The sequence below is a fragment of the Caulobacter sp. LARHSG274 genome, assembly GCF_052871235.1.
The window spans coordinates 114,163-133,303 of sequence record NZ_JBIXJO010000005.1 but is presented as its reverse complement, the minus strand read 5'-3'; the positions used below and the strand labels follow the sequence as shown (position 1 = coordinate 133,303).

Below are 19,141 nucleotides of genomic sequence, written 5' to 3'. Positions count from 1 at the left end.
CTTCGACATAGGACCGATCATGGCTTTGACCGCCGAGACCCTGCTGGAACCGGTCTCCGAGGATTCGCCCGCCGGCGAGGACCTCAGCTACGACAATGATCGCTCCGAACTGGAGCAGGTGTTCGAGACCCCCGAGAACGCCGATGACGATCAGGCCGCCGAGGTCGACTGGCGCCGCGTGGTCCAGCTGATCGAGGGGCTGTTCCGGCGCTCCAAGGATGTCTGGCTGGCGGCCTATCTGTGCCGGGCCGGCGCCAAGAGCGGCAATCTGGATCTGGTCGAGGTCGGGGCCGAAACCCTGGCCGGCCTGTTCGAGCAGTATTGGGAGACCGTTCATCCGACCCTGGACGAGCTGGGCCTTCCCGGCCGCAAGGCGCCCTGCGACGCCCTGGCCAACCGCGGCGCCTTCCTGCTGCCGTTCGAGAACGTGATCCTGATCGCCCACCCGCGGCTGGGCCGCTATTCCGGCGCCGATTTCGAGCGTTTCCGGGCCGGCGGCGCGGCCGAGGACGGTTATGGCCTGTTCCGCGCCGCCCTTGAGGAGCTGCCGCCCGAGACCCTGGTCGAGGCCGTCGAGCGCCTGAAGCGGATCGAAGCGTCGTTTCGGCGCGCGGACGTGATCTTCACCCGCGAAGCCGCCGGCGACGTTTCGACAAATTTTTCGCCGACCTACGAACTGCTCGCCAAGCTGCAGCGCGCGGTGGGGGAATTTATCCCGGGCGCGGAACCTGAAGACGCTCAATCTTCGGATGAAATCTCATCGGATGGCGCGGTTAGCAAGAGCGGTTCCGGGCCTAGTCTCTCCGGGCGCGTCAACAGCAGAGACGATGTCATTCGCGCGCTCGATGCGGCGATAGACTATTACGCCCGCAGTGAACCGGGCAGCCCCATCCCGCTTTTACTGACTCGCGCCAAGGCCTGGGTGCCGCTGGATTTCTTGACCATCCTGCGCGATGTGGCCCCTGAGGGGATAGATCAGGCGATCCGTGTACTGAATCTGCGACCCGCGGACGACGATTAACCGTCTTTTGCTGGGGACCGCGAGAGTAAGTCCGTTGAACGCGATCAACGTTTGGTCTAACGTCGGTCGACAAAATGCGGCGCGGAGCGCGACGTAGATTTATAGGGGGCGAGGATGTCGAAAACCGGTCAGCGTTTCATCAAGGAAAATCGCGCGCCGCGAGTTCATATCGAATATGAAGTCGAGACCTACGGTTCGCGCCAGAAGGTCGAACTGCCCTTCGTCATGGGCGTGATGTCCGACCTTTCGGGCAAGTCGCTGGTCGAGAAAAAGCAGCTCGACAAGCGCGACTTCTCCGAGTTCGACATGGACAATTTCGAGCAGCGGATGGAAGCGATCGCGCCGCGCGCGGCCTTCCAGGTCAGCAACACCCTGACCGAAGAAGGCGGCAAGCTCGGCGTCGATCTGACGTTCAAGTCGATGGACGACTTCACCCCCGGCGCGGTGGCCAAGCAGGTTCCGGCTCTGGCCAAGCTGCTGGAAGCGCGCCAGGAACTGTCCGACCTGATGGCCTACATGGACGGCAAGGACGGCGCCCAGGACCTGCTGGACAAGGTCCTGAAGGATCCCGAGCTGATGAAGTCCCTGGCCGCCGCCAAGGCGCCGCCCGCCGACACCGGCTCCGACCAGGCCTGACACGCCTAAGGATGGTCGATCGCCTCGGTCCGGACGAGGCGCGATCGACCGCAACCGCACGACTTTCAGGGGCGAGATAACGCTATGTTGAACGAAGGTGAACTCCAGGGCGGGGCAGTCCAGACGGAAACGTCGGACGATTTCGCAGCCCTGCTCCACAAGGAATTCAAGCCGAACACCGACGCCAAGAAGTCGCGGATCGAGCAGGCCGTGCAGACCCTGGCGCAGCAGGCGCTCGGCGACGCAGCGGTGATCAGCGACGACATCTACATCACCATCGAAGGCATGATCGCGGCGCTCGACCGCACGCTTTCGACCCAGGTCAACGAGATCATGCACCACCCCGATTTCCAGCAGCTGGAATCGGCCTGGCGGGGCCTGAACTACCTGGTGATGAACAGCGCCACCGGCAAGGATCTGAAGATCCGCGTCCTGAACATCTCCAAGGACGAGACGCGCAAGATGCTGCGTCAGTACAAGGATGCGGCCTGGGACCAGAGCCCGCTGTTCAAGAAGATCTACGAGGCCGAGTTCGGGCAACTGGGCGGCCAGCCGTTCGGCGCCTTCACCTGCGACTACTATTTCGACCACACCGGGCCCGACGTCGAGATCATGAAGGGCCTGTGCAAGATCGCCTCGGCGGCGCACGCGCCGTTCATCGCCGGCACCTCGCCCAACATGCTGGGCATGCAGAGCTGGCAGGAACTGGCCAACCCGCGTGACCTGGGCAAGCAGTTCGAAGCCATCGACTACATGGCCTGGCGCTCGTTCCGCGACATGTCCGACAGCCGCTACATGGCCCTGACCATGCCGCGCTTCCTGGGCCGGCCGCTGTATGGCGCCAAGACCAATCCCGTCGACGAGTTCGCCTTCGAGGAAGAGTCGAGCGGCGCCCACGACAACCACCTGTGGGTCAACGCCTCCTACGCCCTGGCGGCGCGCATCACCGACGCCCACAAGACCTATGGCTGGACCACCCGCATCCGCGGCGTCGAGTCCGGCGGCACCGTCGAGGGCCTGCCCACGGCGACCTTCCCGACCGACGAGGGCGGCGTCGACGCCAAGTGCCCCACCGAGATCGCGATCAGCGACCGCCGGGAAGGCGAGCTGTCCAAGGCCGGCTTCATGGCCCTGATCCACCGCAAGAACACCGACCAGGCGACCTTCATCGGCGCCCAGACGGTCCATTCGCCGAAGGCCTATGAAGACGCCGCGGCGACGGCCAACGCCAATTTGGCCGCGCGCCTGCCCTACCTGTTCGCCAGCTGCCGTTTCGCGCACTACCTCAAGTGCATGGTTCGCGACTGGGTGGGCTCGAACCGCGAGGCGCCGCAGCTGCAGGCCGATCTCAATTCGTGGATCGGACAGTACATCGATGGTTCCCCAGATACTTCGAGTGAAGAAGTAAAGGCTCGTCGTCCGTTGAAGGACGCCGACATCCAGATCCTGCCTGACGAGGAAAATCCCGGTCAATATCGGGGCGTGTTCCGGTTTGTGCCTCACTATCAGTTCGAAGGTATGGATGTTTCGCTTGGGATGGTGTCTCGCCTCCCCGGCGCCAAGTAGTTCAGTTCCCAGTCAAACCTAAATAACTTTGGAGGGGCCCATGGCTTCCGATATGTTCGTCGTCTTCGGTACGGGCGGCAAAGGCGTAAAGGTCGAAGGCGAAACGCTCGACAAGACGTTCTCCGCGAAAAAGGGCATCGAGATCAGCTCGTTCAGCTGGGGTGTCTCCAACCCGACCATCGTCGGCACCGGCGGCGGTCTCGGCGCCGGCAAGGCCAGCTTCAGCAGCGTCAACTTCATGAAGTACGCCGACGCGGCGACCGCCGCCCTGCTGACCGCGGTCGCGTCGGGCGAACACTTCGACACGGTCTCCCTGCACTGCCGCCGCGCCGGCGGCGACGCCCAGGAATATCTGGTCATCACCCTCGAGGAAGTGCTGGTGGAATCGGTGCAGCACAGCGCCAGCGACGGCGGCGGCATCGCCAGCGAGTCTGTCTCCCTGGCCTTCGGCAAGGTGAAGACCGAATACTACGCCCAGTCGCAAAAGGGCGAAAAGGCCGCCGCGGCCAAGACGTTCACCTGGGACATCACCCTGAACGCCAAGGGCTAAGGACATAGGATGGACGGGCGCGCCTGGCGCGCCCGTCCATCTGCTCCGCGATGGAAACCGCTGACCTTCAATTGAAGTCGGGCGATCTGGATGGCGCGCGCGCCGCCTTGGTCGCCACCGTCAAGAAGTCGCCGGCCGATCAGGCCGCCCGGCTCTTCCTGTTTCAACTCCTCGCCGTTATGGGCGACTGGGACAAGGCTTCCTCGCAGCTCCGCGCCCTGGCCTCGCTCTCGGCCGAGGCCCAGATGCTGGCCACGGTCTATGACCAGGCGATGACCGCCGAGCGCAAGCGCCTGGACGCCTGGGCCGGACGCCAGCCCTTCGACGTCCTGGTCCCGTCTTCGCCGTGGGTCGGCGAACTGGCGGAGGCCCTGGGCCATTTCGCCGCCGGCCGCCAGGCCGAGGGCGAGCAATTGCGCAACCAGGCCTTCGACCAGGCTGGCGACACCCCCGGCCAGCTCGGCGACGACGAGCGCTTCAGCTGGATCTCCGACGTCGATCCGCGCCTGGGCCCGTGCTTCGAGGCCATCGTCTCGGGTCGCTGGGGCCTGGTGCCGTTCGAGGCGGTGGAGACCATCAAGAGCGAGGGCCCGCGGGACCTGCGCGACGTCATCTGGTATCCGGTCGAGATGCGGCTGCGCTCCGGCCAATCGGCCGCGGCCCTGCTGCCCGCCCGCTACGCCGGCAGCGAGCTTTCCGACGATTCGGCGGTTCGCCTGGGCCGCGCCATGGCCTGGGTCGAAGACGCCGGCGGCGAGCGGCCGGTCGGCCAGCGCCTGTGGACGACCAACGCCGGCGACGATTTCGGCCTGCTGTCTCTGCGCCGCCTAGACTTCGCATGAACGGGCGCGAGCCATGAACGAGCGTCGGACCACCGGGCCCAAGCTGAATCCCACCCTGTTCGACAAGCTGGTGGTCGACAGCCGCGCCCTGGACCTGCTCGAACCTGGCCGCGCCGAGATCGTCTCGCTGGACCCCGCCGCCACCCAGCTGACCCTGGGGGCCTCGTCGACCATCGAACGCTTCAACGAAAAGGCGCTGCGCGGCACCATTCGGCGCGAGCTGAACTGGCTGCTCAACACCGTCCAGATGGACGCCGCCCAGAGCCTGGACGACTATCCCGAGGTGAAGTCCTCGGTGCTGAACTACGGCGTGCCCGACCTGACGGGGCGGGCCTCGATCCTGGCCGCGGTCCAGACCCGCAGCGACCAGATCCACGAGGCGGTCCGGCTGTTCGAGCCGCGCATCGACCCGGCCACCCTGACCGTCGAGATCGGGTCATCGTCGCGCGAATACGCCGTCAGCTTCGTGATCCGCGGCGACGTGGTCTCGGCGGTCAAGGCCATGCCGGTGCAGTACGTGGCCGACCTGGAAGTCGAAACGGGCGCAGCCCGGGTGCGGGAATAGGCGCGGGTCATGGATCCCCGCCTGCTTCAAATCTATAACGAGGAACTGGTCTATCTGCGCGAAGGGGCGCGGGAGTTCGGCGAGGAGCACGACGTCGTCGCCGGCTATCTGGGCCTGAAGTCGCCCAACGACCCCGATCCCTATGTCGAGCGCCTGCTGGAGGGCGTGGCCTTCCTGAACGCCCGCGTCCAGCTGAAGATCCGCGACCAGTTTCCCGAGTTCACCCACCATCTGCTGCAGGCGATCCAGCCGAACTACCTGTCGCCCACGCCGTCGATGTGCATCGTGGCCCTGGAACCGGACGAGAGCGACGAGGGCCTGGTCAAGGCCGAGCCCGTCCCCCGCCTGACGGAACTGACCGCGACGGCGCCGGGCCACGACACCGCCTGCACCTTCCGCACCGGCCAGGCGGTCGACCTGCTGCCGCTGCGCATCGAGGAGGCCGAATACCTGCCGTCGCGGGCCTCGGTGGCGACCTTCGCGGCAGCGGCGGGCGTGCGGGCCGAGGCCGGGCTGCGCATCCGCTTCCGCAGCACCGCCGGCCCGCTGTCGGCGATGAAGCCGGCCTCCCTGCCGATCTATTTCGCCGGTTCCGAGGCTGTGCCCGGCGAACTGCATCGCCAGGTGCTGGGCGATGCGGTCGGGGTGGTCTCGCGGGCCGACCCGACCGCCAGCCCCGTCGGGGCCACTTGGCGGCGGCTGCCCTTGCCCGAGCCGTTCGGTTTCGCCGACGAATGCGCCCTGCTGCCGCACGAGGGCCGCTCGTTCCGCGGCTATCGCCTGCTGGCCGAGTATTTCGCCTGCCCGGAACGGTTCCTGTTCGCCGACCTGAAGGGCTTGGACAAGGCCTTCGCCGCCTGCCAGGAGACCTGCGAGGTCGTGCTGCTGTTCTCGCGCGGCTCCACGGCGCTGATCGACACGGTCACGCCGGACAATCTGCGCCTGTTCTGCACCCCGGCCATCAACCTGTTCGAGATGAACCTCGGCCGGATCCCCACCGATCGCCACGACCATGAGCATCTGGTGGTGCCCGACCGGACCAAGCCGCTGGACTACGAAATCTTCCGCCTGCTCGACGTGACGACCTTCAGCCGCGGCGGCGAGGCCCGGCCGGCGCCGCCGCTCTATGCGACCGGGGCCTTGCTCTATGACTGGCGCGACGCGGTGTTCCACGTCACCCGCCTGCGGCCCCGCCGGCTGTCGACCCGCGAGCAGCGGATCAAGCGCCGGACCGACTATGTCGGCACCGACGCCTGGATCAGCCTGGTGGCCCCGGAATCGCCCGAGCGGCTGGACGAGGTCTACGAGATCGGGGTCCGCGCCCTGGTGACCAACCGCGAGCTGCCGGAACTGATCCGGTTCGCCGGCCGCGCTCCGGAGTTCGGCGTCGCCGCGACCGGCGTCAAGCGGGCCCAGGTGCTGCGCGCCCCGACCCGGCCGCGGCCGCCGCTGGGCCTGAACGACGCCGCCTGGCGGGTCATCGGCCACCTGACGCCCAACTATGCGTCGCTGCTGGGCGAGGACGAGGCCCAGGGTTCGCTGCTGCGCGACCACCTGGTGCTCTATGGCCGCCAGGACGATCCGGTGATGCGCCGCCAGATCGACGGCATCCAGCAGGTCCGCTCCGAGGCCGTGACCCGGCGGGTCAGCAATGTCGACCGCCTGGCCTTCGGTCGCGGCACCCGCGTCCATATCAAGCTGGAAGACGCCAGCTTCGAGAACGGACGGATGTTTCTCTTCGCCACGATCATCGACCGGTTCCTGGCGGAGTTCGCCTCGATCAATTCGTTCGTGGAAACGGTCTTCGAAAGCTCAGAACAGGGGGAACTGGTCCATTGGCCAGCACGGACGGGCCAGCGCCCGACCATCTAGCTTTCCTGCGGCGGGTCGGCGCCGACCCCAAGCGCTTCGGCTTCCTGGCCGTGCTGCGCGATGCGGAGGCGCGCGCCCGAAGCCAGCCCCGCGTCGGGCGCTCGCGCCTGCCGACCCAGAACGTCGTCGACCTGGCCCATGCGCCGACCCTGGAATTTCCGGCGGCGACGCTGGACGGGGTGGAGACCGGGGCCACAGGCCGGCTGCGGCTGCGCAGCCTGTTCCTCGGCCTGACCGGCCCGATGGGGCCGCTGCCGCTGCACCTGACGGAATACGCCTTCTACGAGCGCCGTAACACCCGCCGCCAGCCGTTCGGCCGGTTCATGGACCTGCTCACCGACCGGTCCCTGCAGCTGTTCTTCCGCGCCTGGGGCGACACCCAGCCGACCGTGCAGGCCTCGCGCCCGCGCGACGACCAGTTCGCGGCCTATCTGGCCCTGCTGAGCGGGGCGGGGGAGGGCGCAGGGGTCGACTCCGTGCTCAAGGCCGGGGCGCGGCTGCACTATGCGGGCGCCTTCGCCTCGCGCCGCAGCGCCGCGACGATCCAGGACGGCCTCAGCCACCTGCTGGCCACCCCGGTCAAGGTGAGCGAATTCGTCGTCCGCTGGCGCGACGTCGAGCCCAACGACCGCACCCGGTTGGGCGCGCCGGAGCGGGGCGGACGACACAACGGCCTGGGCCGCGGGGCGGTGCTGGGCGGGCGCGTCCGGGTGGCCGACGACACGTTCCGGGTCACGATCCGCACCGCCTCGATGGAGGCCTATCAGCGCTTCATGCCGGGCCAGTCCAGCCACGCCAAGGCCCAGGAGGCGCTCGACGCCCTGGCCCCCAGCCACCTGGACTGGGAACTGCAATTGGAAATCGACGAGCGCCAGGCTCCGCCCTGCCGTCTCGACGCCGCATCACGCCTGGGCCTGACCGGCTGGCTGGCCCCGCCGGGCCGGCCGATCGCACGCTCCGACGCCAGACTTCGCAAGACCATGCATCACAAGGCGGCCTGAGGGCCAAAACAGCAAAAGGGGGAACATCATGGCCGAGATCAGCCGCGCCGCGCTCTTCGGGCGCCTGAACGCCACCGGGCTTAAGGCGATCGAAACCGCCACCAGCTTCTGCAAGATGCGCGGCAATCCGTACGTCGAGCTGGTCCACTGGCTGCACGTGCTGTTGCAGGACTCCCGCAACGACGTGGCGGCGATCCGCACCCGCTTCCAGCTCGACGACGCCAAGCTGGCCCGCGACGTCGTGGCCGCCCTGGACGCCTTGCCGCGCGGGGCGACGGCGGTGTCGGACTTCTCGCCGCTGGTCGAGGAAGCCACCCAGAACGGCTGGCTCTACGCCTCGCTGCAGTTCAGCGCCGGCAAGGTCCGCACCGGCCACCTGCTGTTCGGCATGCTCAAGACCCAAGGCCTGAAGAACGCCCTGTTCAACATCTCGCCCGAGTGGCGGAAGATCCAGATCGACAAGCTGGGCGACGAGTTCGAGAAGATCACCGCCGGCTCGAGCGAGGTCGGGACCGCCAGCGCCGCCCCGTCCTCGGAATATGCGGCCCCGGGCGATGCGCCGATGAGCGGCGACGGCGAGGCCCTGGCCAAGTTCTCGATCGACCTGACCGAAAAGGCCCGCAAGGGCGAGATCGACAAGATCGTCGGCCGCGACGCCGAGATCCGCCAGGTGGTCGACATCCTGCTGCGCCGCCGCCAGAACAACCCGATCCTGACCGGCGAGGCCGGGGTGGGCAAGACCGCGGTGGTCGAGGGCTTCGCGCGGCGGATCGCCGACGGCGACGTGCCGCCGTCCCTGCGCGACGTCACCCTGCGCTCGCTCGACATCGGCCTGCTGCAGGCCGGCGCCAGCATGAAGGGCGAGTTCGAAAAGCGCCTGCGCCAGGTGATCGACGAGGTCGAGTCCAGCCCCAAGCCGATCATCCTGTTCATCGATGAGGCCCACACCCTGATCGGGGCCGGCGGCCAGGCCGGCACCGGCGACGCCGCCAACCTGCTCAAGCCCGCCCTGGCCCGCGGCCGCCTGCGCACCATCGCGGCCACCACCTGGGCCGAGTACCGGCAGTATTTCGAGAAGGACCCGGCCCTGACCCGGCGGTTCCAGACCGTCAATGTCGGCGAGCCCGAAACCGACAAGGCGATCGCCATGATCCGCTCGGTCGCGCCGATGATGGAAAAGCACCACGGGGTGATCGTGCTGGACGAGGCGGTCGAGGCGGCCGTCAAGCTGTCGCAGCGCTATGTCCCCGCCCGCCAGCTGCCCGACAAGGGCGTGTCGCTGCTCGACACCGCCTGCGCGCGGGTCGCGGTCAGCCAGCACGCCACCCCGGCCCAGGTCGAGGACCGCAAGCGCAAGGTCGAGTTGCTGGAGGTCGAGATCGAGATCGCCCAACGCGAGGTCGAGGGCCGCTACGGCCCCGCCAGCCGGGTTGAGAAGCTGAAGGAAGTCCTGGAGCTGGCCCGGGCCGACGCCGCCGAGGTCGTCGCCAAGTGGGAGCGCGAAAAGACCGCGCTGGAGAAGGCCCGCGCCGCCCGCGCCGCCTTCCAGGTCGTCCGGTCGGAGGGCTCCTCGCCCGAGGCCGCCGCCGCCCTGCCGGCCGAGGATGCGCCGACCTTGGGCAGCGAAGGGGCGGTCCTGGAGCCGATCATCGTCGCCGCGCCGGCCGATATGGCCTCAGCTCTGACCGCGCTGGACGAGGCCCTGGCGGCGATGCGCGAGGCCCAGGGCGACCAGCCCATGGTCTTCGCCGAGGTCGACGCCGACGCCGTGGCCGCCGTGGTCGGCGACTGGACCGGCATCCCGATCGGCCGGATGGTCAAGAACGAGATCGCCCAGGTCCTGACCATCGCCGACCAGCTGAAAAAGCGCGTCGTCGGCCAGGACCACGCCATGGACGCGGTGGCCAAGCGCATCCAGACCAGCCGCGCCAAGCTGGACAATCCCAACAAGCCGGTCGGGGTGTTCATGCTGGTCGGCCCCTCGGGCGTGGGCAAGACCGAGACCGCCCACGTGCTGAGCGAGCTGCTGTTCTCCGGCGACGACAGCCTGATCGTCATCAATATGAGCGAGTTCCAGGAAGCCCATACGGTCAGCACCCTGAAGGGCGCGCCGGCCGGCTATGTCGGCTATGGCCAGGGCGGGGTGCTGACCGAGGCCGTCCGCCGGCGGCCCTACAGCGTCGTGCTGCTCGACGAGGTGGAGAAGGCCCACCCCGACGTCCACGAGATGTTCTTCCAGGTGTTCGACAAGGGCTACATGGCCGACAGCGAAGGCCGGCACATCGACTTCAAGAACACCCTGATCCTGCTGACCAGCAATGTCGGCACCGACCTGATCACCAACCTGTCGGAAGACGAGGAGATGAAGCCCGACAGCGAGGCCCTGGCCCTGGCCCTGCGTCCCGACCTGCTGAAGGTGTTCCCGCCGGCGCTGCTGGGCCGCCTGATCGTGCTGCCCTACTATCCGCTGTCGCCGGAGATGCTGCAGGGCATCGTTCGCCTGCAGCTGAACCGCGTCAAGAAGCGGGTCGAGGAGAACCACGGCATCACCTTCGTCTATTCGCCCGCCGTGGTCGAACTGATCGTGTCGCGCTGCACCGAGGTCGCCTCCGGCGGCCGGATGATCGACGCCATCCTGACCAACACCATGCTGCCGGAAATGTCGGTGGCGCTGCTGCACAAGCAGATGGACGGCGAGGTGGTGACCGGGGTGACGATCGACGTCGACAATTCCGAGTTCACCTACCGCTATGAGACCGAAGCTGACGCCCAGCCGGCCGAGGCCTTGGACGTGGCCTAGCGGCGTTTGCCTTGCGTCCTTCGCGGCCCTCCTGCGGAGGGCGCCTCAGGATGAGGAATTCAGCAGAGATCCTCATCCTGAGGTGCGAGCTCCGGCCCTGAGCCGGGGCAAAGCCTCGAAGGACGCGCGGCGCCGCCCGTCGCCTGAATATTCGCAGAACCTTCCAAGGGCCCGGCGCGGTCGGGTCCCTTTTCATTCCTGATTTCAAGGTCCGGGGGGACTTTCCATGCCTTTCCTCAGAATGCCGACGCTCGAACAGTGGAAAGACGGCACCAGCGTCACGGGCCGCATCCGCAGCACCGAGCTGAAGGCCATCGACACGGCCATCCAGAACTTCAACGCCCAGTCCAACGACCAGAACCTGCGGCGCATCGCCGTGGCGCTGGACGTCTGGATCCTGTCCAAGCAGAAGGCGGCGGGCGAGGGGCCGGCCGGGACGGGGTGGAAGCGCAACGAGCGCAACACCAAGCGGCTGTTCATGGAAAGCCTCTACGACTTCCTGCACCCCCGGCCGGAGACCTTCCTTGACGCCGCCGACGAGGCTGCACGCAAGGCGGTGCGGGAAGGGATCGCCAATGCAGCCAAGGCGATGTTCGCCGGCGCCTCGGTCGGCTTCAAGATCTTCAGCGACAAGCAATATGCCCGCATAACCCCGGCCGAGAAGCTGCAGCAGGCCAACGCCAAGCTCGGCCTGGCCACCAAGCTCAAGGACCAGGCGATCAAGTCGGGCGTGCCGGCGGCCAAGGGCGTCCATACGCAGTACAAAGGCGCCGCCGAGGTCAATTCGGCGGTCAAGGCCGCGTCGGGCGGCAAGAAGGTGGTCAGCCAGCTCGACTTCGCCGCCCAGACCCGCGACTTCATCTTCGGCATCACCCATTCGGGCGCGGCCGTGGAGGCGGTGATGCAGATCGCCGGCCTGCAGTCGGTGGCGACCTTCGCGGCCAATTGCACGCCGCTGCTGGGGGTGCTGGGCTCGGCGGCCAAGGCGACCAAGGCCGCCTATGACATGATCTCGGCCAGCCTGGCCCAGGAAGATCTGGCCTCGCGCCGCCAGGTGATCCGGCCCGGCGACCCGCGCGCCGCCCTGGACGCGCTGAACACCCTGATGGACCGCGAGGTGGCCCGCGCCGAGGAGAGCCTGGCGATCAACGGCGCCGCCACCATAGCCAAGGCCGGGGCGCTGCTGCTGGACGGCGGCGCGGTCTCCGGGCCGGTTCTCGGCGCGGCCCAGAGCCTGGCCGAGCTGATGATCCTAATCGGCGAGATCGCCTACGAGTACCGCGAGGCCGGCGAGGCCAACACGATCCTGCTGGAGATGTCGAAGAACGCCAAGCCGTTCGACATCGAGCTGTTCCGCAAATGCCCGATCGTCGCCTGCTACTATCTGATGATCGCCGACACCTCGACGATCCTGTTCTTCCTGACGTCAGACTATGGCCAGGCCGGCTGGCAGCTGAAGGTCGAGGAGATGAAGCGGATCGCCGACCCGATCTGGGACAAGGCCGCCCAGTTCATCGAGCGCTCGCGCCTGGAGGTGCGGCCGCTGTCGGCCCATCGCCTGGCGTTCAAGAAGTCGATCGCCAAGCGGGTGGGCGAGGACGCCTCCAGCGTCTGGGCCAAGATGGCCAATCTGGTCACCGCCGGCCGGGCCTATCCCAGGACCATGCAGGCCATCGGCTTCAGCGGCATCGGCCTGCCGACCGACGTCACCACCACCAACACCCAGGCGACGATCTCGCTGGCCGACGCCCAGCGGCGGTTCGGCGGGCGGGGTTAGGCCCATCCAACACCGTCATCCCGGGCCCTGTGCCCGGGACCCATGGTTCAGCTGACGGGGCGTTGCCTTGGCGCGCCGGCGCGCCACACCTCTGCCCTTGCGGCGGACAGATGGGTCCCGGGCACGAGGCCCGGGATGACGGGGAAGAGTTCAATCATCACCCGCTAGAACGCGGCGACATCCAGCAGGCGGATCGCATTCCGGGTCAGGACGGCGTTCACGGTGCCGATGCCGTGCTCGGTCAGGGGATTGGCCGAGGTCCCGGGAATGCGGGCGATGTCGCCGTAGTGGACGCCGATCTTGCTGACGATGTCGTTCTGCAGGCAGACGTTCAGGCCGCGCACCTGGTTGAAGGTGGCCCTGACGTCGCTGATCGCCTGGAAGGGGTGGCGGAAGGCGCTGAGCACCATACCGGCCGTGCGGATGGCGGTCATCGGCAGCGAGGCGTCGGTGATGTTGCGCGAGGCCAGCACCGCCACGCCCGGCGCATTGAAGGTCGCGAACTTGAAGCCGCCGCGGTTGGCGGCGACCTGGGCGATGGCTCCCCCGAGAGAATGGCCGCAGACATAGACGTTGGGCGTGTTGCGATAGGCGAAGGCGTAGTTGTCGGCCGCGGCGAAATAGGTCGAGTTCATGCCCGTGCCGAGCTTCAGGTCGGCGACGACGTCCATCGCCTGGGCCGTGCCGCGGAAGGCCAGCACCGTCTCGCCGGCCCGGGTGAAGGTCGCCGCCTGGAAGCCGTCGAGCGACCCCGTCGCCGCCTGGCTGTTGATGCGAAGCCAGCCTGGCGCGGTCGCCACGCCGTCATAGACGGCTTCCGCCAGCAGACCGAGATCCTGAATTGTCGGCATGCGCTCTTCCTCCCCGTGGGCCTTCTTCGAAGGGACCTTGGCTCACTCACGGCAAGGTAGACTATCGTACGACCATGACAGGCCGGCAACCGTTTCGGCGACTGGAGGCCGCCGTTCAGCACCCCAGGCCCTTCTCCGCCCAGCGGGCGCGCTCGGCCTCCAGCGCCTTCAGCCAGCGCGAGCGCAGAACGCCGGCCCGCTGGCCGTGCTTCTCGTCGAGGAACTCGGCCCCCTCGATGCGGTCGGTGCGGAAATTGCGGAAGTCGTTGCGCAGCTCGCACCAGGCGATCAGCAGGCGGACGGTGTCGAGATAGCCGACTGTCACCGGCCAGACCACCCGCTGGCTGACCGCGCCCTTCTCGTCGCGATAGTCGAGCCGGATCTTGCGGCCGGCATGGATCCAGGCCCGGGTCTGGGCGATGTCGATGCCGTCGGGCAGGGGCCGCCAGTTGGTTCCCGTGCCGGTGGCCGGGGTCAGCACATAGGGGCGCAGCTCGTCGGGCACGGCGGCGGCGATCTTGGCGATCAGGTCGCGGGCCGCAGTGGCCAGGACCGGGTCGCCGCGCCCGGCGACCCACTGGGCCCCCAGCACGGCGGCCTCGATCTCGTCGGGTGTCAGCATCAGGGGCGGCATGTCGTATCCAGCCTCCAGCACATAGCCGACGCCCGCCTCGCCGCGGATGGGCGCCCGTTGGCCGATCAGGGCGGCGATGTCGCGATAAACGCTGCGTTTGGAGGTCTCCAGCTCGGCCGCCATGGCGTCGGCCGTCACCGGCTGGCGGCTGCGGCGGAGGATCTGGATGATCTGGAAAAGGCGTTCGGCGCGTCTCATGAAATCACTCTGCGGGATCGATGCTGACAGCATGCTGGCAGCAGCATGGCGGTAGCGTCCGAATGTCGCAACACAGCGCCGCCGGCCCCGCGGACGGGCGCAGCAGGGAGAGACCACCATGATCACGCTCTACGCCGCCGGACCCGCCTTCGGCCTGCCCGAGGGCAGCCCCTATGTGACCAAGACCGAGATCCACCTGAAGATGGCCGGCCTGTGGTACCAGAAGGTCCCCGCCCATCCCGAGACCTCGCCCAAGGGCCAGCTGCCCTGGATCGACGACGACGGGGTCAAGGTCGCCGACTCCACCTTCATCCGCGCCTATATCGAGCGCAGCTACGGCGTGGACCTGGACGCCGGCCTCTCCAAGGCCCAGCGGGCCCACGCCTGGGCGATCGAGCGGATGGTCGAGAACCACCTGGGCTGGGCCAGCTGCCATTTCCGGTTCTTCGACGACGCCAACTTCGCCAAGGGCCCGGCCCGCTGGTTCGACGGCCTGCCCGGCGAGGCGCGGGCCGAGGCGATCGACGGCCTGCTGGCGACGGTGCAGGGCACGCTCAAAGCCGTCGGCATGGGCCGCCATTCGCCCGACGAGATCGTCGAGCTGGCGGCCTGGTCGCTGACCGCCCTGTCGGAGACCCTGGGCAACAAGTCGTTCATGATGGGCCACCGCCCGACCAGCGTCGACGCCATCGTCTTCGCCATGCTGGCCCAGATCCTGACGCCGTTCTTCGACTCGCCCATCCGCCGCCGGGCCGAAAGCCTGCCCAACCTGGTGGCCTATGCCGAGCGGATGATGGCCGGCTACTATCCCGAGTTCGCCCCGGAGATCAGCCAGGCGGCCTGAGGCCAGGGCCTTTGATCTCAAGGTCGCAAAACGCAGAACTAGAGCATCGCGCGGAAAAGTGGCTGCCGGTTTTCCGTAAAAGCGATGCGAAACCAAAGGGCTAGAGCAAGTCTGGCGATTCCAACATCGCGCGGCTTGCTCTAGCGCGCGCGGGGATAAATCGGCTTTGCCGCGGGCTGGGATGCCGCAACGTGAGGCGCCGGCTCTCCGACAGCGGCCAACTCGATCTCGTCAAAGAAGGGCATGCTCATGGTTCGCTCGCTCGCGCCAGCCTGCAGCCCCGCCATGCCCGACCGAAAAAGCGTGTCGGAGGCCTTCACGACCGGCCTGCCGTCGACGAACCCGGTCAAGTCGCTCCCTTGCATTTGCAGCTTCAGCCGATGCCAGCCACCGGACCCCATCCCGTCAAGCCGCGCGGTTGCGAGGGTCTTTTCGCCGCCCTCGCCGGTATCCGCGCCGCTTTTGATGATCGCCTGCTGCACGGCGTCGCCCACAAGCGCCTTCTTGTCGACCTTACCGCGAACGACCACGATGCTGACCTCGCCGGCTGACGATAACCGCAAGACATAGCCCTTCGGGATGAAGCCGTAGCCGCTTCCGACATTGTTGATCCGGCCCATCACGCCGCCGGCTTCGCCGGGTTTCAGATAGATGTCGGCGCTGACGGCATAGTCCCGCCACTGGTCGTCCCCGAGGATGGTGTAGGGGAGCCAGCCGGGAGCCCAGGATATGGGAGGCGTTGGCGCCGCCTGGCGAAGGCAAACACCCTTGCGCTGCGGACAGCGCGCCAATTCGAACGCCCCGTAAATGTCGGCGAAATAGCGGGGCAGATAGCCCCAGCGCGCGGGCTGGTCATATTCGTCGAACGTCTCGCGGTACGGAAAAGGAAAGGGTTTCGCCTCGGGCGCCGCGTCGAAATGCCCCTTCTGCTGTCCGCGCGTCGTGGTGAAGGAGTAGACCGCTCCAGGCTCGAGCCGGAGGGTTGCGACACCCTTGGACAACGCGACGTCGGGCTGGCGCACGAACTGGTCGGCTGCGGTGCTTCGCCATACGGCCAGCGGCCCTGAAGCGAGATTGAGGGCGTCGAGCCGGACGAACTGGGCTTCTTTCGCGTCGGCGGTTTCCATGACGATGCTGTAGTCGTCGCCGGGCGATTTCAGTGCAACGAAGGTTCCGCCGCCTTTGAGCGCGCCGCTTCCACCTGCCAGATAGGTCCAGCCAATCTCCGTGAACTGACCATAATGGGCATAGGCCCAGAGCTTCGGGTTGACGACATACCGGCCGCTCCAGGGCCAGTTCGCCCGGACAAGCGCTTCTTTCTCCCCCGAATAGGGCTCCATCGTGTACAGCCCCGCGATACCGTACCAGTCGGTGATCCTGGTGAAGCCGTCGGTGATATAGCCTTCGTTGAACGACTTGACGGTATTGAGGAGCCCTTCATAGCCAGCCTGATAGACGTGCTGCTCGGTGTTCCAGAGCGGCTTGCCGATCTGTGCGGCCAATAGCCTAACCTCGGGCGAGACCTTCGTCCCTTCCACCGGGCTGACATGCGCGCTCGCGATGTCGAGCGCCGCGCGCAAGGACTCATCGCGGGCCATATCCTTGACGAAGTCGAATCGGTCGTCCTGCCAATTGTCGAAGCCGTGAAGTCGGACGGCGGCGAAGCCATTGGCGTCGAGCGCCTGCCGCATGGCCTTGGCGAAATCGTAGCTGACGCCCTTCTCGTTACGAAGGCCCATCGCGTCGAGAGTCAGGCCGTGCACGTCGCGCAGGCCCTTGAGCCAGGAAATGTAATAGTCGACCCCGTCTTTCGAGAAGAACGGCTCGTCGGCACGGCCATAGCGGTCGCCGCGGTCGCCCACCCAGCCAGGGGCGCTCCAGGCCGCTCCGTCGAGCGAAAGCCGGGGATTGCGCCGGCGGGCCTCGGTCATGACCCACCAGATATAGCCGCGACCATAGTTGAGATCGTCCCGGCTGTGCATGTGGCTTGGCATTGAGCCCTGCGTCGAGTTGCCGTCGCCGGGGATTTCGACATAGAGCGCGCTGACCGACGCGCCGAACTTCGGCTTGTACACCAGATCGAGAATTTGCTGCCGCTGCGGCTCCGGATAGTCCTTCAGAAGGACCGAAGTCGCGCCGCCGCCGTCGACCACCCCAATGCCCTCGAACGTCGCCCCGGTCGCCTTGCCGTCGAGATGCAAAGGGGTGACGGCCGTGTCCGCGGCCGTGGCCGGTTGAGCCGCCACAAGAAGGGCTGCACCGAGCGCCGCGATCGCTCCGTAAAAGCCGTTCATCGGTTCATCCCCATCCCCTACTTCCAGGCCACCGAGACCCAGAGCTTCGGCGCCGAACGGCGGCCCAAGGAACCGATCGCAAGCTGGTCCACGCCCGAGGCGGCCGGGCGCCCCCTACGTTTTCGCAGGACCGGTCAGGCGCAGCATCAGCACGCTGTGCGGCGCCAGCCGTGCTTGCAGCGTGGTGCTGGTGTCGCCGGTCTTCTTGCTCCACAGGTCGGACCAGCCGTAGACATTCTGCTTGAAATCGACCGACCGCTTGCTCAGGTCATCGGTCAGGACTTGCTTCTTCCAGTCATGGCGGACGTCGACAGCCTGGTTGGAGCGGTTCAGGAACATCAGCGCCCATTGGCCGCCGTCGAGCGGCTTGGCGTAGATCTCCACCGGACCGTCGACCAGGACGCGCAGCGCCTCCACACCCAGCTTGTCCTGGCTCACCGCGATCACGCCGGGATTGGTCAGGATGCGGCGGGTCGACTCCGACATCGAACGCAGGTCGTTGCCCAGGATGAGGGGCGAGGCCATCATCGCCCAGATCGACAGGTGGGCGCGGTCTTCATCCTCGGTCATGCCGTTGCCCACTTCGAGCATGTCCATATCGTTCCAGTGGCCGGGCCCTGCGAACTTGCGCAGGCCCGCCTGCCTGTCGAGGATGCGCAGCACGCCCAGACCGGTCGAGAAGCCGGGGCTGAATTCGCAGTCGAAGCAATTGTAGATATCGGGCGTGGTGCGCCACGAATGGCCAACCGAGCCGGCCCACTCCCACGGCCTGTTGATGCCCCATTCGCATAGGCTGAACAGCATCGGACGGCCCGACTTGGCGATCGCGTCGCGCATCGTGGTGTAGGCCGCTTCGGCGTTCAGACTCTGGGCGTCGCACCAGTCGTACTTGACGTAATCGATGCCCCAACGCGCATAGGTCCGCGCATCCTGATACTCGTGGCCGCGGCTGCCGGGATGGCCGCCGCAGGTGGTCGCGCCGGCGTCCGAGTAGATGCCCAGCTTGAGTCCCTTGCCGTGCACATAGTCCGCCAGCGCCTTGATGCCGGACGGGAAGCGCTTGGGGTCGGGCTGGATGTCGCCGTTGGCGTCGCGCTCGCCGTGCCAGCAATCGTCAATGTTCACATATTGGAAGCCGGCGTCCTTCAAGCCCGTCGCGACCATGGCGTCGGCGGTCTCGCGGATCAGGCGCTCGTCGATGTTGCAGGCGAATTTGTTCCAGCTGTTCCAGCCCATTTGCGGGGTGCTGGCCAGGCCTTCAGCCTTTTGAGCCCAGCTGTTGCCGCACGCGGCGGCGGCCAGGACGACGCCCATCACGAGCTGCACTATGCGTTTGGTGTTCATCTCGAATTCCTGAGCCTGGTCATGTCGTCCCGGCGCTGCGCCATATTGAGGTGGCGATCTTAAATGCGACTTTGTTGTCTTCAGCAAGCGCCATTCCCACTTTCTAGGAGGCGCCGATAGTCTTTCAAGCAATTCGCGCCGTAACCTTGACTGCATGATCTATGATAATTTCAGTATATGGCTTTACGGTCATAGTCACGATTCATAAGAATCAGTCGCAACTCTGCGGTCTTGTCTGACGAATCCGACGCAATCAGCCGCGAGACGTTCCACGCTGCCTTGCGCCAACTAGACGGCGTCGAAGCGTCGGCAGCTGGCGCGGCCAGCGGGGGCCCCGCGAAGGGGC

At 67.0% G+C, this 19,141-nt stretch carries 15 protein-coding genes; 11 read left to right on the top strand and 4 right to left on the bottom strand.

Annotated features, from left to right (window positions below; genetic code table 11):
* Positions 1-19 precede the first annotated feature (19 nt).
* The 10 genes from tssA (at position 20) to ACIPQB_RS12110 (ending at position 12,630) form a co-directional block, all read left to right on the top strand.
* Positions 20-1,021: a type VI secretion system protein TssA gene (gene tssA, locus ACIPQB_RS12155; RefSeq protein WP_446485491.1), complete on the top strand. Its 1,002-nt coding sequence runs from the start codon at positions 20-22 to the stop codon at positions 1,019-1,021.
* Between the two features lie 114 nt (positions 1,022-1,135).
* Positions 1,136-1,657, top strand: coding sequence for a type VI secretion system contractile sheath small subunit (tssB, locus tag ACIPQB_RS12150; RefSeq protein ID WP_446485490.1), 522 nt, complete (start codon positions 1,136-1,138; stop codon positions 1,655-1,657).
* Positions 1,658-1,741: 84 nt separating this feature from the next.
* Entirely contained in the window at positions 1,742-3,223 is a 1,482-nt protein-coding gene (tssC, locus tag ACIPQB_RS12145) for a type VI secretion system contractile sheath large subunit (RefSeq protein WP_446485489.1), read from the top strand.
* Positions 3,224-3,263: 40 nt separating this feature from the next.
* Entirely contained in the window at positions 3,264-3,773 is a 510-nt protein-coding gene (locus ACIPQB_RS12140; RefSeq protein ID WP_446485488.1) for an Hcp family type VI secretion system effector, read from the top strand.
* Positions 3,774-3,844: 71 nt separating this feature from the next.
* Positions 3,845-4,615: a type VI secretion system accessory protein TagJ gene (locus ACIPQB_RS12135; RefSeq protein WP_446485487.1), complete on the top strand. Its 771-nt coding sequence runs from the start codon at positions 3,845-3,847 to the stop codon at positions 4,613-4,615.
* 13 nt (positions 4,616-4,628) lie between these two features.
* Entirely contained in the window at positions 4,629-5,180 is a 552-nt protein-coding gene (gene tssE, locus ACIPQB_RS12130; RefSeq protein WP_446485486.1) for a type VI secretion system baseplate subunit TssE, read from the top strand.
* A 9-nt stretch (positions 5,181-5,189) separates the two neighbouring features.
* A complete protein-coding gene (tssF, locus tag ACIPQB_RS12125; protein WP_446485485.1) occupies positions 5,190-7,052 on the top strand; it encodes a type VI secretion system baseplate subunit TssF in 1,863 nt (620 codons plus the stop codon).
* A complete protein-coding gene (gene tssG / locus ACIPQB_RS12120) occupies positions 7,016-8,053 on the top strand; it encodes a type VI secretion system baseplate subunit TssG (RefSeq protein WP_446485484.1) in 1,038 nt (345 codons plus the stop codon). The genes tssF and tssG overlap by 37 nt, the downstream gene beginning before the upstream one ends.
* A gap of 28 nt (positions 8,054-8,081) precedes the next feature.
* Positions 8,082-10,853 carry a type VI secretion system ATPase TssH gene (gene tssH, locus ACIPQB_RS12115; protein WP_446485483.1) on the top strand — a complete coding sequence of 924 codons (2,772 nt, stop codon included), beginning with the start codon at positions 8,082-8,084 and terminating at the stop codon, positions 10,851-10,853.
* 226 nt (positions 10,854-11,079) lie between these two features.
* Positions 11,080-12,630, top strand: a complete 1,551-nt coding sequence (locus ACIPQB_RS12110; protein ID WP_446485482.1) for a hypothetical protein — start codon at positions 11,080-11,082, stop codon at positions 12,628-12,630.
* Between the two features lie 164 nt (positions 12,631-12,794).
* Here ACIPQB_RS12110 and ACIPQB_RS12105 read toward each other — a convergent pair whose 3' ends face one another.
* Positions 12,795-13,481 (bottom strand): hypothetical protein, encoded by a 687-nt coding sequence (locus ACIPQB_RS12105; protein ID WP_446485481.1) that lies wholly within the window; start codon positions 13,479-13,481, stop codon positions 12,795-12,797.
* A 115-nt stretch (positions 13,482-13,596) separates the two neighbouring features.
* A complete protein-coding gene (locus ACIPQB_RS12100) occupies positions 13,597-14,313 on the bottom strand; it encodes a helix-turn-helix transcriptional regulator (protein ID WP_446485480.1) in 717 nt (238 codons plus the stop codon).
* A gap of 118 nt (positions 14,314-14,431) precedes the next feature.
* Here ACIPQB_RS12100 and ACIPQB_RS12095 point away from each other — a divergent pair, with 118 nt between their 5' ends.
* Positions 14,432-15,157, top strand: coding sequence for a glutathione S-transferase family protein (locus ACIPQB_RS12095; RefSeq protein WP_446485479.1), 726 nt, complete (start codon positions 14,432-14,434; stop codon positions 15,155-15,157).
* Between the two features lie 140 nt (positions 15,158-15,297).
* Here ACIPQB_RS12095 and ACIPQB_RS12090 read toward each other — a convergent pair whose 3' ends face one another.
* Positions 15,298-17,451 carry a hypothetical protein gene (locus tag ACIPQB_RS12090; RefSeq protein ID WP_446485478.1) on the bottom strand — a complete coding sequence of 718 codons (2,154 nt, stop codon included), beginning with the start codon at positions 17,449-17,451 and terminating at the stop codon, positions 15,298-15,300.
* Between the two features lie 114 nt (positions 17,452-17,565).
* Entirely contained in the window at positions 17,566-18,795 is a 1,230-nt protein-coding gene (locus ACIPQB_RS12085; protein ID WP_446485477.1) for a glycoside hydrolase family 27 protein, read from the bottom strand.
* Positions 18,796-19,141: the final 346 nt, after the last annotated feature.